The sequence below is a fragment of the Microcoleus sp. AS-A8 genome, assembly GCA_039962225.1.
Taxonomy (GTDB): domain Bacteria; phylum Cyanobacteriota; class Cyanobacteriia; order Cyanobacteriales; family Coleofasciculaceae; genus Allocoleopsis.
This window is the reverse complement of record JAMPKV010000003.1, coordinates 59,417-74,487: the sequence shown is the minus strand read 5'-3', so window position 1 is coordinate 74,487 and position 15,071 is coordinate 59,417. Positions and strand designations below refer to the sequence as shown.

The 15,071-nt window shown below is 42.8% G+C and carries 16 protein-coding genes; 9 read left to right on the top strand and 7 right to left on the bottom strand.

What is annotated here, in order from left to right; genetic code table 11:
* Window positions 1-38 precede the first annotated feature (38 nt).
* Window positions 39-824 carry an ATP-binding cassette domain-containing protein gene (locus tag NDI48_05885; protein MEP0830738.1) on the top strand — a complete coding sequence of 262 codons (786 nt, stop codon included), beginning with the start codon at window positions 39-41 and terminating at the stop codon, window positions 822-824.
* Between the two features lie 123 nt (window positions 825-947).
* Here NDI48_05885 and NDI48_05880 read toward each other — a convergent pair whose 3' ends face one another.
* The 3 genes from NDI48_05880 to NDI48_05870 form a co-directional block, all read right to left on the bottom strand.
* Window positions 948-1,703, bottom strand: coding sequence for a VanW family protein (locus NDI48_05880; GenBank protein MEP0830737.1), 756 nt, complete (start codon window positions 1,701-1,703; stop codon window positions 948-950).
* A 115-nt stretch (window positions 1,704-1,818) separates the two neighbouring features.
* On the bottom strand, window positions 1,819-2,523 hold the full coding sequence (locus NDI48_05875) for a class I SAM-dependent methyltransferase (protein ID MEP0830736.1): 705 nt from the start codon (window positions 2,521-2,523) through the stop codon (window positions 1,819-1,821).
* A 229-nt stretch (window positions 2,524-2,752) separates the two neighbouring features.
* Window positions 2,753-3,133, bottom strand: a complete 381-nt coding sequence (locus NDI48_05870) for a cupredoxin domain-containing protein (protein ID MEP0830735.1) — start codon at window positions 3,131-3,133, stop codon at window positions 2,753-2,755.
* Window positions 3,134-3,632: 499 nt separating this feature from the next.
* Between NDI48_05870 and NDI48_05865 the strand changes: the two genes are divergently transcribed.
* The 8 genes from NDI48_05865 to NDI48_05830 all read left to right on the top strand — a co-directional run bounded on the left by NDI48_05865 (window position 3,633) and on the right by NDI48_05830 (window position 10,900).
* On the top strand, window positions 3,633-4,625 hold the full coding sequence (locus NDI48_05865) for an ion transporter (protein MEP0830734.1): 993 nt from the start codon (window positions 3,633-3,635) through the stop codon (window positions 4,623-4,625).
* Window positions 4,626-4,884: 259 nt separating this feature from the next.
* Window positions 4,885-5,898: a multicopper oxidase domain-containing protein gene (locus tag NDI48_05860; GenBank protein ID MEP0830733.1), complete on the top strand. Its 1,014-nt coding sequence runs from the start codon at window positions 4,885-4,887 to the stop codon at window positions 5,896-5,898.
* A 129-nt stretch (window positions 5,899-6,027) separates the two neighbouring features.
* Window positions 6,028-7,044: a helix-hairpin-helix domain-containing protein gene (locus tag NDI48_05855; protein ID MEP0830732.1), complete on the top strand. Its 1,017-nt coding sequence runs from the start codon at window positions 6,028-6,030 to the stop codon at window positions 7,042-7,044.
* A 248-nt stretch (window positions 7,045-7,292) separates the two neighbouring features.
* Window positions 7,293-7,859: a hypothetical protein gene (locus NDI48_05850; GenBank protein MEP0830731.1), complete on the top strand. Its 567-nt coding sequence runs from the start codon at window positions 7,293-7,295 to the stop codon at window positions 7,857-7,859.
* A gap of 154 nt (window positions 7,860-8,013) precedes the next feature.
* The gene (locus NDI48_05845) at window positions 8,014-8,448 is read left to right on the top strand and encodes a bacterioferritin (protein ID MEP0830730.1); all 435 of its coding nucleotides are present in this window, start codon (window positions 8,014-8,016) and stop codon (window positions 8,446-8,448) included.
* 102 nt (window positions 8,449-8,550) lie between these two features.
* Window positions 8,551-9,501: an FTR1 family iron permease gene (locus NDI48_05840; protein MEP0830729.1), complete on the top strand. Its 951-nt coding sequence runs from the start codon at window positions 8,551-8,553 to the stop codon at window positions 9,499-9,501.
* A 474-nt stretch (window positions 9,502-9,975) separates the two neighbouring features.
* Window positions 9,976-10,326: a hypothetical protein gene (locus tag NDI48_05835; GenBank protein MEP0830728.1), complete on the top strand. Its 351-nt coding sequence runs from the start codon at window positions 9,976-9,978 to the stop codon at window positions 10,324-10,326.
* A gap of 181 nt (window positions 10,327-10,507) precedes the next feature.
* A complete protein-coding gene (locus tag NDI48_05830; protein MEP0830727.1) occupies window positions 10,508-10,900 on the top strand; it encodes a hypothetical protein in 393 nt (130 codons plus the stop codon).
* Window positions 10,901-11,423: 523 nt separating this feature from the next.
* Here NDI48_05830 and NDI48_05825 read toward each other — a convergent pair.
* The 4 genes from NDI48_05825 to NDI48_05810 all read right to left on the bottom strand — a co-directional run bounded on the left by NDI48_05825 (window position 11,424) and on the right by NDI48_05810 (window position 15,013).
* Complete coding sequence (locus NDI48_05825) at window positions 11,424-11,666, bottom strand: DUF4327 family protein (GenBank protein MEP0830726.1); 243 nt, start codon at window positions 11,664-11,666, stop codon at window positions 11,424-11,426.
* 789 nt (window positions 11,667-12,455) lie between these two features.
* On the bottom strand, window positions 12,456-12,854 hold the full coding sequence (gene rbfA, locus NDI48_05820) for a 30S ribosome-binding factor RbfA (GenBank protein MEP0830725.1): 399 nt from the start codon (window positions 12,852-12,854) through the stop codon (window positions 12,456-12,458).
* A 159-nt stretch (window positions 12,855-13,013) separates the two neighbouring features.
* A complete protein-coding gene (locus NDI48_05815; protein MEP0830724.1) occupies window positions 13,014-13,217 on the bottom strand; it encodes a DUF751 family protein in 204 nt (67 codons plus the stop codon).
* Window positions 13,218-13,378: 161 nt separating this feature from the next.
* The gene (locus NDI48_05810; protein ID MEP0830723.1) at window positions 13,379-15,013 is read right to left on the bottom strand and encodes a hypothetical protein; all 1,635 of its coding nucleotides are present in this window, start codon (window positions 15,011-15,013) and stop codon (window positions 13,379-13,381) included.
* Window positions 15,014-15,071: the final 58 nt, after the last annotated feature.

Sequence of the window (15,071 nt, the reverse complement as noted above, 5' to 3'; positions counted from 1 at the left end):
CATACCCTTGAGCCACAATTCTTACGTTCAACAGCCTCATGCATCATAATCCGATCGCAATTGAAAACCTTACCTATATTTACCCTGATGGCACTCATGCTTTGAGGGGTATTAATCTTTCCATCAAAGCCAGTGAAAGGGTTGCTTTAATAGGAGCTAATGGTTCGGGCAAGTCTACCTTACAATTACACTTAAATGGGATCATTCTGCCCCAGGAAGGAACGGTAACGATTGGAGAATGGTCTGTCACGCCGGAGAATTTACGAGAGATTCGCAATTTTGTGGGATTAGTCTTTCAAAACCCCGATGATCAGCTCTTTATGCCTACGGTTTGGGATGATGTAAGTTTTGGCCCGATGAATCAGGGTTTGCGAGATGAAAAACTGATTGATCGCGTTTGCCAAGCGATGGCAGCGGTTGGTATTGACCCCGATTACTATGGTCAACGCAATACGGATAATTTATCGGGGGGGGAGAAGAAACGAATTGCGATCGCGGGTGTTTTAGCCATGAATCCGCAGGTGTTGGTTTTTGATGAACCTTCTGCTCAATTAGACCCCCGTTCTCGTCGTCAGTTAATTAATTTATTGCACAGTTTGCCGTTAACCCAACTGATTGCAACGCACGATTTGGATTTAGCTTTGGAATTGTGCGATCGCACGGTTGTTTTAAGTCAGGGAGAAATTGTATTCGATGGTCAAACTGAGCAAGTCATGAGTAATCCAGAATTTTTGGTTCAGCACGCTTTAGAGTCACCTTTGAGTTATAGTCGTCCCTATTGTCAGCTTAAAGATGCCCCTGTTGCCATGGCGTTGATGAGTTAGTTTTAACTTTTGGGGGTGGTGTCTTGTTAGTTTATTTTTAACTAACCACAGAGGCATAGAGGGCGCAGAGTAAGAAAGAGAGAGGTTGAGTTTTTCGTCTTTACAAAAGTTGGCAGACAACCTTTAGTGAGCAGGATGAGGATTTGATATTAATTTTTCATAGGTTGTGGTATTGATGACTTCAACTGTATGACTTTGTGGAACAAAACGAACTGTATCCACTTTAGCCCCACCGTCAAAGTCTTCTACTTTAAATTCAATTCGATATTCGGGAATGGGCTGAGGAGAACATAAAGCTGCTCGGATTTCCTCTTCGTGTATACTAAATCGAAAACTCACGGGAATCGATAAGTTATTTTGAAATCTAAAATCTTTATACCCATAAACAACGGTAGCATCTGACCCTAAAGGTGCAAATCGGGTTGACTCGGTATAGATATCATGAGAATGAGCATGTCTTTCGAGTGTAGTAAGCCCAGCTTTTAAGGTTAACAAATAGAGCAGTCCTGATAATTGACATAATCCCCCTCCGACTTCAGCTTTCAGTTGGTTAGCTACCAGTGATCGCCCTTCTCGATAACCTCTTGCTCGGTCTGGTTTTCCTACTAGATGCCAAAAAGAGAAAATTTCACCTGGCTGGATGGCTACATCTTGAATCCTTGCGATCGCTAGATTAAAATTGTGTTTTTTATTTTCCGAATGCTGGGTTTGTTTGATAGCTTGAGAGATGCTAATTCTGGGTTGAAATAAAATTTTATCTCCCTCATTGATTGGCTGAAAATTCACAAACTTATCTTGGTGATTATTGACCCAATCTAACTGGTATCTTTGGAATAACTTTAAGTGTAGTTTTAATCCAGAGGGAATTAAGTGCTTCATACCAAACATCAACTAAATTGCTCAGAATTTGACATTCAATCCCAATCCATCTCCATTTTCGTTGCTAGGAAATAAAGGCTTGGGGTAAATTTGAGAAAGGAGCTTGGATTATAGCTCAGAGCTTGATCAGTTTAACGAAATAGTAAGATGCCAGTAATTTGAGAAAGCTGTGACTTAAAAATTTATCTACAGGTAGCCAAAGAGAACGAGTTGGGTTAGGAAACCGATGAATGGGAAGGAAATTAACGCCAACTAATTCTTCTACCTGCCATTTTCCAGTACACAGCTGATGAATATCGTTCAGGGAAAAAGAAGTCGCGCCATGCCAGTCTTCCGCTTTATAAGCTATAAGTTTCCGACGTAAAGCGCAGGGAATATCGAAGATTAAAATTCCATTGGGACGGAGTATTCGATAACATTCATCCACAATAGCCTGAATTTTAGCTTGGCTTAAGTGCATGAAAAGATGTAGGGAAAAAACAGCATCATACTGACCCGACTCAATGGGAATATGGGAAGCTGAGGCTTGGATGAATTGTTTATCTGGATATTTAGTTTTGGCAACTTCAATCATCTTGGGGCTTAAATCAAGCCCTGCTGTAGCAAAAGAAAGGAATCTCCCTGTCCCACAGGCTAAATCGAGTATAGATTGGGTTTGGACGCTACCCAGCCAACGGCTTAAAATTTCTCGCTCTTGGCTGTGAATGTAACGACCATAGCTATTGTTAAAACGGGAGCGATCGTATTCTGAAGCCAGTTCCTCATAATAGAGCCTTAGGACTTCATCTTCGCGATCGGGATGATTGGGTTGCTGGAGCATGAGTCAATGGTTTAGCGGGCTTTTAAGGTTTAGTCAGTTTTACTTAGCGATTACAGTCAGACTTAGGACATCCAAGGACGACTGGACTCGCGATTCCCTTATCAACTTCAACGCTGACAACCTAAATTCCGGGAGGCTAAACATCTAATTTATATAGTCTGGGCGGGCTTGTCGCCCATCCCAGATTCAATCTACGGCTTATTTAGTCACAAGCTTCATGTACAACAGATTATTTAACTGTAAACTCAGTTTTCATACCCGCCTGAAAGTGTCCGGGTAAGTTGCACACCAGTAAGTAGCGCCCTGGCGTGAGATTGAGCTGGAGGGTTTGTGTTGCTCCACTTGTGAGCTTACTTTCATTAATTTCACCCACGTTTTTGAGTCCTTTGGCGTCTTCCGCCAAATTTCCTCCCTTGAGTGGGAGTTTTTTAGCGGGATATTCATTTTTCAGAACTACAAATTCGTGTGGCTTTTGGCCTTCGTTCTTAACCACAAATTCAACCCATCCAGGTGGAGCTGTTGCTGACGAGAGTTGAAACAGCATTTCCTTTGCCGTGACGTTAATCTTTGTTCCCTTAACAGTTTCCTTGGGTTTTGGGGAACTGTTCATCGCACTTGGAGAAGTCTGAGTGGGCGCATGATTCAGGGAACTGGATTCAGCACTCTTGTTGTTTGAACACGCAACCAGTGAAGATAGGATGACACAAATAGTTAGGCTCTTGAGAATAATGTCTGTTTTCATTTACACGTTTTGCAATCAATTGTTCAGAAATCTAGCCGCTGGGGGTGAAATTGCTGTGACTAGGGCATGACCTTCCTGTGACATTCTCAGTTAGCCTGGTTCTCCCTAAATTTGGCTCGGCATCAGCGGTACAGGCTGCAATACTTTTGTTGCCTGGTGCTGCCCTAGCTCCTGCTCAACCGCCACGAACAGAGTACGATGAGTTGGGTTGGTACGCTAGACTTTGTTTCGCTACCCTAACGCCTAATCTCCGTCCAGCGATCATGACACTCTGCTGGAAGACTATGTTCCGTTTCTATTTATTACATCTTGTCGTTCAAAAGATGTGGTAATATCTCCCAATATTTTCACGAATTTCCTTCTGGCTATGAGCAATATTCAGCCAAGAATTCAACAACGAGTTTATGAAATATTAGAATCTTCTAATCCTAATGATTTCCTCAGTAATCTTGATGATTGGGGGGTAACCTTATTGGTCATTTTAGATGTGAGTGCTTTTATCTTAGAAACTGCCAAAACTACTGGTTTTGAGTTTAATATTTTTTTGATTGATATTGAAGTAGTATCTGTTGTCTGCTTTACAATATTATACATTTTACACCTCTGGTCATGCACCACTGATATCCGCTATAATCATTCCCTTTGGGGCCGGGTAAGGTATGCTTGCACGCCTTTAGCCATCATCGATCTGTTGGCTATTCTACCTTTTTACTTACTGCTATTATTTCCGGGCGTTGCTCTAGTAGAATCCACAGATTTATTTCGACTCTTGCGCTTACTTAAATTAATTAGATACTCAGAAGCTTTACGAACTATATTACGAGTCATCAAAATTAAAAAAGATGAATTGATAATGACTCTAGTAGCTGTTTTTATTTTATTGATTTTTGCTTCGAGTGTAATGTTTTTTGCGGAAAGAGAAGCGCAGCCAGAAGCATTTCCTAGTATTCCTGCGGCTATGTGGTGGGGCGTTGTTACTCTAACGACTGTAGGTTACGGGGATATTTACCCAGTTACGGCGATTGGAAAATTGTTTGGTGCAATACTTGCCTTTATTGGAATTGGATTATTTGCACTACCTGCGGGAATCATTGCCTCTGGCTTTTCCACAGAAGTTGAAAGAAGAAAAGAGCTAGAGAGCCAAGAATTGCCAGAAATAATTTCAAGCCTTACCCAACAGCCGTGGACGCCGGAGCAAAAGCAGTTAATTAGCGCCCATGTGGAACAGAGAGCAGAGCTAATGAATATGTGCATTGAAGCCGCTAAGGGGAAGTTTGGCGATCGCTTGGAAGATGAAACGATCATCCGAGACTTAGCCATCTCCCTCTACGTGGAAGCCGTTCGCAAGTTTAACCTGTAATCATTCGCAAGTATTGAGTCAGTTTTTGCTAGCGGGTTGGTTAGTTGGGTTATTTTATGCGTGCTGTAGCAGCACCGAAACATCAAAGCCCGCACGATTTTCTTCTTAACTGATACAATACGTACTCTTAATTTAGGTCATACTGCTTTCAACAGTTGAGAGTAATTAGGCTATTGTTCAGTCTGTTGAGAATAATTAACAGTTAGACTTGAAGAATTATTCTTCTAAACTAGACAATTATTTCAATAACTTGCGATTCATGCCAGACCCCTTTCTGCTTAAGAAAACTCCTCTGTGGAATCGTCGTCAACTTCTCAAGTTGGGACTAGCAGGAATTGGCGTGGCGGGAGCGGCTTTGGCTGTGCAACAGTTTGCTCAAACGCGCCACTCAACGGCGAAGGTTAGAGTGCCACTGCTTCCCAATGACGCCTCTTCCTCAGAGGATAGCAGGATTAGCCCTATGGCAATGCTGCGAAATTTTGATTATGGCACCGTGAAAAAAGACAACGGACGGACAATTCGCGAATTTCGGATTGTTGCCGGAAACAGTACTGTTCATCTCAATAGTGCTGTATCCTTCGTGACTTGGAACTTCAATGGTCGTGTGCCAGGGCCAACTCTACGAGCCAAACAGGGCGATCGCGTCCGGATTATTTTCCTCAACAACGGTGGACATTCTCACTCCATGCATTTTCATGGCATCCACCCGGCTGAGGCTGATGGTATCAAACCGATACGTCATGGTGCGGCCACGATTTACGAATTTGATGCCGAACCCTACGGCGTTCATCTCTACCATTGCCACACGGCACCCGTCACACGCCATATCAGCAAAGGATTATATGGCATGTTCATCGTTGACCCTCCCCAAGGGCGTCCCCCTGCTGATGAAATGGTGATGATTATGGGCGGTTATGACATTAACGATGACAACAAAAATGAACTTTATGCCTTTAACGGGATGCCGAATTACTATATGGAGCATCCAATCCCCATTTACCAAAACCAGCTCGTGCGATTGTATCTGCTCAATATGATTGAGTTCGACGCGGCCGTCACCTTTCATACTCATGCCAACTTCTTTCGCGTTTATCCCACCGGGATGACTCTGAAGCCAACGCAGGAAAGTGATGTGATTACGATGGGGACCGCAGAACGGCACATCCTGGAATTTGCCTATCCTTACACGGGTAAGTATATGTTTCATCCTCACCAAGATGCGATCGCGGAAAGCGGTTGCATGGGAAATTTTGAAGTCATCGCTCAAGCCTAGTGACTTTTTTGGTCATTATTTGACAAAGATTCCTATTAGCTAGAGAATAAAAAGCTAAATTGATGTTGCAAAAGAATTTTATTAAGCAACTAAAGATCTGATCTCAAATTACAAATTTCTGAACTTACAATGAAGTCTATTTTCCGTTTCCTTGCTCTTGTTGTTGCCAGTACGCTGTTGGTCGTTCTGACGAACTGCGCTCCCTCACCAAAGTCTGGTGTAACCTCAAATTCTTCTCCAGCTAACAATTCCAGTCCGACGGCAACAAGCACTCATCATTCAAGCAATGCCAAGGATAAAATCAACATCAATACCGCAATTTTGTCCGATTTAGACAAATTAGAAGCCAAATTAGGGATTCCAGCCCTATCTAATAAAATTCAGGCCAGTCGTCCTTATGGCAGTCCTGATGAACTGGTGTCCAAAAAGGTAATTGCTCAAGAGCAGTTTGACCAAATTAAGGATATGGTCACCGTTGAGGATATCGTGCTCACTGGGGAAGCCAAAGATGTCGATTACATGAGTAAGCTGGGCTTGATGAAAGGTCATCTGCTGGTGGCAAAAGAACTCCTAGACGCACAATTGCCCAAACAAGCTGAACCTCACATCGGTCATCCAGTCGAAGAAATTTACGTCGATGTGGAAGAGCAGCTCAATGAGCGGAAAGTCCCAGAATTTAAGAAGACCTTGATCAGCCTGCAAGACTTAGTGAAATCGAATTCTAAGGATGCTAAAGTCGCAACGAATTTCGATCAGTCCATGCAGTCAGTCGATCAGGCGATTCAAGTTTTGCCAGAACAACAGCGTCAATCGCCTCAATTCGTGCTAGAGGTGATCAACGAGTTACTGGATGCAGCGAACTCAGAATATGGGGCTGCGATCGCCAATGGCAAAATAGCCGCCGTAATTGAGTATCAGGACTCGCGAGGATTTGTCAACTATGCGGATAGCTTATTGAGCCAAATTTCCGACCCCTTGAAAAAATCCAATCCCGAAGCCCAAAAAGCGATCGCCGACAGCATGACTCAACTAAAAACCGCATGGCCTTCCGCGCAAGCCCCAGCCAAACCTGTGATGACTCCTGAGCAAGTCTCCCAGCTCATCAAGACCATTGAGCAGAACGCTCAAAATGTTCTTAAAGCCTAAGCTTCAGACGGCTAAGCTCAATCCAACGCCCTCTAATTTCTAGCGACGAAGAAAAATCAAACCTAATGAAACCGCTAGATTTGTCTTCAGGGTTCGTTAATTCTCCTCAAGTAATTCTGTTCAGGTGTCAGTTTTGTAATTTACTATCTTGATGAAGCTGACAATTCTAGTTGCAGCCGTAGCTGTGGTGCTTCGTTATTAGACCAAGACCGTCTAGAATTATTCCCTGAATTTTTGAGGAGTTAGAAATGATGCGTTTCAATGCTGTGGTAATTGCCAGTATCCTGCTGCTTGGGGGGATAGCGGGTTGTAACCAAGAAGAGTCTAATGAGGCAGTGGTCTCAACACCCCAAATTGTAAAAAGACCGAAAAAGCCAAAGGCCGCTCCCCCCAATTCCACAGCGGCTGTAAATCCAGCAGCTAGTCCTGGCGTTAGTCCCGCTGCTAGCCCAAAAACAGGGAAGACAGCCGTAGCACCCGCTAATACGGCCAAGGCTACGGCTAAAACCAATGATGGGGCCAAGCCAACATTAGCCAAGCTCAATGGCTATTTGCCCGCTGCCGTGAAGGCATTGCAAGCTAACGATATTGCCAAAGCCAAACAATATGCCAAGGGTTTTAGCGATAACTGGCAGCAGAAGATCATCCAATTTCAGGTTAAAAACAAATCTCAATCAGCCTACAACAAACTGGCATCAGGTGTTACGCAAGTCACTAATACGGTGATACAGCCGCCCAATCCAGACAAAGCCAAAGCCATCACGTCCCTTCAATCCCTCTCGCAAGCCGTGACGGAATACACAAAAAGCCCTTAAGGGTTTGCGTTCTAGGATTGATCCCACCTAGATAAAAACACTTCCGTTCAGGGCATGGCTCTCGCCTCTAGTGCTTTGTTTCGTGGTGAACCTTGAGACAAGCACTTAGATCGTCATGAGAGAATTTCAACAACCATAAAACCAAAGGCTCACCATGAAGGAACTCGATCTCAAAGGCACCACTGACATCCTCAACTCGATCATGGAATTTGAGCTGGCTGGGGTAGTCCGTTATACCCACTATTCCCTGATGGTGACGGGTCCCTACCGCACTCCGATTGTGGATTTTTTCAAAGCCCAAGCCACAGAATCCTTGCTCCATGCTCAACAGGCAGGAGAGATTCTCACCGGTTTAGAAGGACATCCCAGCCAGCGAATTGCTCCGATTGAGGAAACTTACAAGCACTCAGTACGGGATATTTTAGAAGAAAGCCTCAACCATGAGAAAAAAGCCCTGAATCTCTACAAGCAATTACTAGAAACCGTAAATGATTCCAGTGTTTATTTGGAAGAGTACGCCCGCACCATGATTGGTCAAGAAGAAATGCACAACATAGAAATTAAAAAAATGTTGCGCGATTTTAGTTAAGGGGTCAGTCGTTAAGAGTCAGTAGTCAGTGGTCTGTGGCTACTGACCACTGATTATTAACAAAAGACTCACTAATAACCCATGACTAAGGATTAATGACTAATGGATTTTAGTGCTGCTTTACCGACTTTTGTCATTACTCTACGCGAAGGCGTTGAAGCCGCCCTTGTGGTGGGAATTGTTCTGGCTTGCCTGAAAAAAGCCAAAGCTGGACATCTGAACCCTTGGGTTTATGCGGGTGTCGCCGTCGGACTCGTCGCTAGTGCCTTGGTCGGCGTCTTATTTAGCTGGGGGATTCAAGCCTTGAGCACGACCTATCCACAGTATGCACCTGTGATTGAGCCGTTGCTGGAGGCTGTCTTTGGCGTGATTGCGATCGCCATGCTGAGTTGGATGCTGATTTGGATGACCCAACAGGCCAAATACCTGAAATCAGAAGTTGAAGGCGCTGTCACTTCTGCGATTCAACAAGGGAAGGGTTCAGGTTGGGGCGTCTTCACCCTGATTCTGATTGCTGTCCTACGAGAAGGGTTTGAGACGGTTCTGTTTATCGTTGCCAAATTTCAACAAGGGTTGGTACCTGCCCTAGGGGCGCTTGCTGGAATCGCAGTAGCTGCCGGAATTGGTGTGTTGCTATTCAAGTGGGGTGTCAAAATTAACATCCGCCTCTTCTTTCAGGTCATGGGGGTTTTGTTACTTCTGATTGTTGCTGGTTTAGTGGTTTCTTCTTTAGCACATTTTGACCAATCCATCAATACTTTAGCTCAAATGGATCGGAGTTCAGAATCGTTGTGCTTCTACTATGAACGGTTTGCCAAATACCATTCCTGTATTTTAGGCCCCATCGTTTGGAATACGAGCAGTATTTTACCTGATGATAAGTTTCCCGGTGTAGTGCTTAAAGCCTTAATTGGCTATCGGGAAAAAATTTATCTGGTTCAAGCCGTAGCTTACCTGTTGTTTATGTTCACCATTGGCGGACTTTATTTCAACAGCTTAGCGGTGCCAACAGGTGCCAGTGTTCAGCGTGAGAAATCGGCAAGCCGGAAGTAATCTCGAAACTAATTTCAGACGGATGCGTTAGCTAAGAGTTGCAAAAATCTGGCGTGAGCTTGGGTTAAGAATAGCGATGGCAATGATTATCTTTTCTTTATCTTTGTGGAAAACTCGCCATTTTCTGTGGAAAAGTACCCCTATCTGTGGAAAACTAGCAGTCTAGTGCAGCATGGCGGAAATAACTATCCAGTTGAAAAAGCTTAAAAAGCTTTACGAACTTCAGCTCGGTTATCTTGCACCACAGATGCTACCCCATTGAATTAATATTTCTAGCATTTAGTTGAGTCTTTAAAATGGCTGAAACCTACTGATTTTAGGGGAGTTGGGTTCCCTATCATTGTGTCAATTTGGGGACTTGTTGAGAGTATTTTTAATAAAAATGCACCGATGAACCCGATTGTCTGGTAAATTTTTCCAGGAGTTCAATTACAACTTCTTGCCTTAAAATCCTAATATTAAGATTCATGACATATGGCTCCTACTCCACTAAAACTTAATCTTGTCGAAGGTTCTGTGTCGTTTGCCTTCACGGCTGATGCGGCTAGAGAGTTACAGCAAGCGATCGCCCAATTGATGCAGAGCCTGAAAGCCGCGACCCAGGCCATCGGTGGTGGTGCCAAACCCACGCCTCAAAAACCCATGGAGTACCGATATTCGGGGGATGTTTTTCTAGAAATTTTCTGCAACCCTAATATCTGGCCGAGTCCCTTTGCGGCTAAAGTCCTCGTTACACTCCGTGACGAGCGCATCCGCCTGACGACAGAAGCGGAGTTGACGCGCGTGATCGATGATGTTAATCAATATGTGGAGCAAGTGGGCTGAAAGATTGAGAACATACACAGAAAATCTAGGGTAGGCGATGCCCACCTGACGACTAGCAATAGAGTCCAACAGGTCAATTGGCATAAGTCCTAGGATTGCAAATTACCTTCTCCTCTTAGCCATTCGCCAAAAACGATACATTATAAACGAAGTCATTCGTGCAACCGGACTGGATACTTAGATGAACTCCAACAATCTCCTAGATTTGCTACAAACTGGACTGCGTGTCTCGTTGGGGGCAACGACCTCCCTCGTCGAAACGCTCGGTGACTCTCAAAAGCGTGAAGAAAGCTTGTCTCAACTGAGGTTAGAGTTCAGCCAACGGGTCACTGAGTGGGCCGAGAAAGGAGCAATCACTGAGCAAGAAGCCCGAAGTTTTATTGAGCAGATGTGGAGGCAACAAAGTGCTCCAGGGCGTTCCTCCACAACAGAAACAGCGAGTGATATCTCTGCGACACCACCAACCACCCCTGCCCCACCCAATACACAGTTGGAATTAGAAGAACTGACGGCACAAATTGCCGCCATCCGCACTGAGTTAGAGAAGTTGCGGAACTCCGACTTAGATAGTTAGACTCGCTCTGCGTTGGTCAAGGTTGAGCAAAAAGAACAAAAATGCTGCGCCATAACCTATAAGGTTTGGCGCTAGGTGACTTAGGGTTGTTAGCAGCAAGTTCAATACTTCCCGCCCTGATCAGGATTGTTTGATTTTCGCGGATTAGAGGCAATTGCTCAAGGAGGTCTGTTAGCCGATATAGCGGATGAGTTGAGGGTTAGACGCCGAGTCAGTCGAGCTGTTACATTTGTTACCTTTCACTCACGAGGCAATTGGGAACACTTTCTATAGATTGGGGCAGCCTGGGCACTGTGCTCTCTGATTCTTCTCAAGCCGTCTAAAATAAGTAACGCCCTAAAGGGCGGACTGAATTATTAAAGCTTAATAGGATAGAAAGTTCGTTTCAAGCTTTTCCCATAATTTTTGGCCAATTAGATCGTCCTAAAAGTCTTTTTGATCACGCTTAGGTGTCTCAAGGTTTGCCAAGGACTAGGTAAGTCTTCCTAGTCATCAGTTTTTGTTCTCCTTCCCATAAAAAATATTAATCGTTATCCCATTCTTCAGATCCGATCAAATCGGCAATGCGGTCTCTGAGCAAGAAGTCGCACCGCTCTAGCTCACACTCGACACAAACCCACTCCCGTGCGGGAATGTACTGGCAAAGGACGTAGATAGGCTGCTGGCGGCTAATGATGCCTTTTTCGACTAAGTGGCGCGCTTCGTCTTGGATGACATCGATGGAGTACTGAATCGTAGGTGTAGAAGGCACGGTGTTAATGCTCATGGTAATAGGCAGGGAAATAACAAAGCTACGATTAAATATAATCGAATATTCGCTAGCGTGAAAATAAATTTAGTTCCGTATAGAAAGTTACGAATGAATTCTCTTTTTAAATAAAGATCGCAAAAGATTAAGAAAAGGTAAAAACCACATTTTATCTCTTCCAAGCATGAAACGCCCTCTCTGTAAGGGTTACAGGAAACCAGGCTAGCGTGTCTTCCAGCTAAGAATGTAAAAGCTCTATTGAAAACTTAAACAAAACTTAACCTAAGTGCGTCAGTAGATTAATTTGGAGAGTCCTGACGGCACATGGTTTTAAGTGGGGATCACCTGAGCCTGGGCCATTTTTCCCTAAAGAAACGCCTAGATGTAGCCACTTAGGTAGAAAGAACTCTCAAAATAAGGGCTGCCATAGATTATGAGAGGGTGTAAAGTATCGTTGCATAAAAAATTATTAAGCTATTCTTTCGGCACAGATGATTGTCCAGCACTCCATTCAAATGGGCTACTCAGAATGAATCAGTATAACAAAATGACGTGAATGGCGAGTGGGATGACGGTTATTGCATTCAAGTTCGTAATTGAGTTGAGACCAAGGGCAAGTCTATGATGTTCTTTCCCACCACTATCACCCCCCAAAGCCCAACTCTGGCCTATAGTAAAACTTCCATGCTGAGGGTGCCGACGCTAGATACTGGAACAGGTTGCTAGGCAATCGCACTAGAATCATCTATGCAACCTGTTCTGCGAGAGCTAAGCCGTTGAAATCCGGCAGAGGTTTCAGTGCAAATTTCAATCTTCGGCCTCAGGGATATCGTCTTCCAACTCCTTGCTCTGACGCTCTTCACTCAGCTGATCGAGGAGTGCCAACATGCGATCGCCTCTTTCTAACCCTCGGTCTTCAATAAAGATAACCTCTGGTGTTCGGCGTAAGCGAATTCGTTGACCCAATGCGCGACGGACATAACCTGTGGCTGACTTTAACCCAGCCATGGTTTCTGCCCTTGCTTCATCAGTGCCGTAGATTGACACATAGATTTTTGCATGCTGGAGGTCGCCAGATACGTCCACATCGGTAACGCTAACCATACCAGCCCCCACTCGGTCATCTTTGATTTCGTGGAGTACCATTTGGCTGACTTCTTGCTGAATCAGCGAGGCAACGCGAGAAACACGGCGACTTGTAGGCATAACGCCCCCTTTGTTACACTACAGACAGTCGCTTCCAACGAGCTATAGTAGTTCACTAAGAATAATATTGACAGGCATTGAATTTTTCTAACGTCAGTCCAAAGGGAGAGGGCGTCATGTATACCTTCTTCTAACTTGCGGTTATGTGAACTCCCCTCTTTAAACAGGACTCAAACCTAGCATAGCCCGGAGAGTGAAAGCAATGAAGAAAAAGCCTGCGATCAGGATACCCGTCAAGGCGATCGCTGTGAGAGGGCGCTCAAATAGAGGCTTCAGTCGCTCGAATAAGAAATAAAAGATCCCCAAGGTGAAGGTGATAAAGAAACGGGGGTAGCGAGAGACATTCTCCCAAAAATCTTGCATTTTCCTAAAAAAGTTTACGAGGTCACTGTTTACTGTTAGCACTTGTGAGTGAGATCGACAAGCCATGAGGTTATTTTAGTGGCTTGCTATCATCGCTGCACTGCTTGTGATAGTTTATTCCAGCTAGAGTCTTTAGATTATTCTCTAATTGTAGTGTTTTGTCATTTTTTTGTTTTACAAAACCATAAGTTGTAATGTTTGGTGTGATTCCTTAATTCATAGTTTAACAAAAAAGTTGATTTTAATTTTTCACTAAAAACTTGCCGTTGATTAAAGTAATTATAGAGTTCAAAGGGCGAACTTCCTTTAGGAATTAACCATAAATCCGTTTGACATGAGCTTAGAGCTTTCAATGTGGCAATCGGTGTTTCTTTGCCTAAAAACTCCGAATCCATCATAGAAACGGCATCCAGTAAGTAAGGATTTCCCTGGTATGCTAAAATCGGTCGATAGTAGGTTAAATCATAATCACCCCCATAGCCCATTCCAATAGTAATCCCTTGATAAGATTTAACAACTTTATTAATTTCCTGAATGGGTTCATTCTGGTATTTTCTTGATAACTCAATGAGTTTGCTTGCATTGATTGTTCCTCTTACTAGAGTAACGCTTAACAAAGCACATATTAAGCTTATATAAAAACAATAATAATATTTATTGATATCTTGAAAAATTTGCTTTTTTTCGACCGCCATGGCTTGAGACAAAGTCAATGCGAATAAATAAGCTTCTGTGGGTACAAAGGGAAGTAAATGGTTCATTCCTGCACCCTGTTTAGAACCTATTACTGCTACACCCAGAAGGCTTATAAAAAGGGAGAAAATAAAATATTTATGCTTTTTAATGAAAATATTAAATTCATTTTGATTAATAACTCTAAAATAAATAAACAAAAATAGTATAGGTGCTAATAAGTAGATAGACCAAACTATATTTCCCTTTAATAAGTTCAGTGATAGCCCTTGGCTACCAAACTCCTGTAGCCAAAGCATATAGTTTTTTAGAGACACTTGTGGCAGGAAAATAAAAGGGAAAATTCCCAGATTTAGAGAAGCTAAGATTGAAAATAGAAGAGAAGAAATTTTATGACGAAAATACAACAAAATATAAACAGGTAAAAAATAGAATATGGCGTGTATTTTGAGATTTACACTAATACCTATACATAAGGAAGAACATAAGATTGCCAGCAATGAAGTTGTTCTAACTACCGTTAGCAACCCTAGTGATACGAACATGAGGAGAAAAGAATCGCTTCTGTTCCAAAAAGTTGCTGCGGCGAAATAAAAATAAGTTGAAATAAAAATTAAACTTATATAACCTAAGCAAAAAGTTGCAATTTGAGAACCTACCAATTTTTTTAAAGTATAGAATATCAACAACAGGCTCAGACCGCCAGCTAAGGTGCCACCAATTTTTGCAGAAAATATACTTGGCTTAAGTAGACTTAAGAAAAATCCATTAATAACATATAGCATTGGGCCATAGGGAATACTGTAGCGCTCAGGAGATTCTAATTCATGATAAATAGGCTTGCCTATTTGAAAAAGCCAGGACACAGTAGCTATATTCGCCTCTGCATGGTCAAAAAAATTATTGTGTGTAGCGTAGAAGACTAATAAAAAAATGTAATTAGTGATTAGAATACGAGAAACAATCAAGCTAATTTTTACATTAGGAATAGATAATTTGCTTTTGATTAATCTATAGCTTAAAATATTAATGATGAAATAGACTAAAGTTACTAAAATAAAGAGATATAAATTTGAAGCATAAGTTTTTGCCAATATTTGCATTTTTTTAGTAGAATCAAAAAATAATTTTATAAAGTTTATCTAGTTACGGAACAAACAA

Bases quoted from the DNA above. Each gene is read 5' to 3' on its own strand.
- NDI48_05810 (MEP0830723.1), bottom strand. From the start codon at position 15,013: ATGCAAATATTGGCAAAAACTTATGCTTCAAATTTATATCTCTTTATT.
- NDI48_05840 (MEP0830729.1), top strand. From the start codon at position 8,551: ATGGATTTTAGTGCTGCTTTACCGACTTTTGTCATTACTCTACGCGAA.
- NDI48_05870 (MEP0830735.1), bottom strand. From the start codon at position 3,133: ATGAACAGTTCCCCAAAACCCAAGGAAACTGTTAAGGGAACAAAGATT.
- NDI48_05815 (MEP0830724.1), bottom strand. From the start codon at position 13,217: ATGCAAGATTTTTGGGAGAATGTCTCTCGCTACCCCCGTTTCTTTATC.
- NDI48_05850 (MEP0830731.1), top strand. From the start codon at position 7,293: ATGATGCGTTTCAATGCTGTGGTAATTGCCAGTATCCTGCTGCTTGGG.
- NDI48_05845 (MEP0830730.1), top strand. From the start codon at position 8,014: ATGAAGGAACTCGATCTCAAAGGCACCACTGACATCCTCAACTCGATC.
- NDI48_05835 (MEP0830728.1), top strand. From the start codon at position 9,976: ATGGCTCCTACTCCACTAAAACTTAATCTTGTCGAAGGTTCTGTGTCG.
- NDI48_05885 (MEP0830738.1), top strand. From the start codon at position 39: ATGCATCATAATCCGATCGCAATTGAAAACCTTACCTATATTTACCCT.
- NDI48_05865 (MEP0830734.1), top strand. From the start codon at position 3,633: ATGAGCAATATTCAGCCAAGAATTCAACAACGAGTTTATGAAATATTA.
- NDI48_05875 (MEP0830736.1), bottom strand. From the start codon at position 2,523: ATGCTCCAGCAACCCAATCATCCCGATCGCGAAGATGAAGTCCTAAGG.
- rbfA (MEP0830725.1), bottom strand. From the start codon at position 12,854: ATGCCTACAAGTCGCCGTGTTTCTCGCGTTGCCTCGCTGATTCAGCAA.
- NDI48_05860 (MEP0830733.1), top strand. From the start codon at position 4,885: ATGCCAGACCCCTTTCTGCTTAAGAAAACTCCTCTGTGGAATCGTCGT.
- NDI48_05880 (MEP0830737.1), bottom strand. From the start codon at position 1,703: ATGAAGCACTTAATTCCCTCTGGATTAAAACTACACTTAAAGTTATTC.
- NDI48_05830 (MEP0830727.1), top strand. From the start codon at position 10,508: ATGAACTCCAACAATCTCCTAGATTTGCTACAAACTGGACTGCGTGTC.
- NDI48_05825 (MEP0830726.1), bottom strand. From the start codon at position 11,666: ATGAGCATTAACACCGTGCCTTCTACACCTACGATTCAGTACTCCATC.
- NDI48_05855 (MEP0830732.1), top strand. From the start codon at position 6,028: ATGAAGTCTATTTTCCGTTTCCTTGCTCTTGTTGTTGCCAGTACGCTG.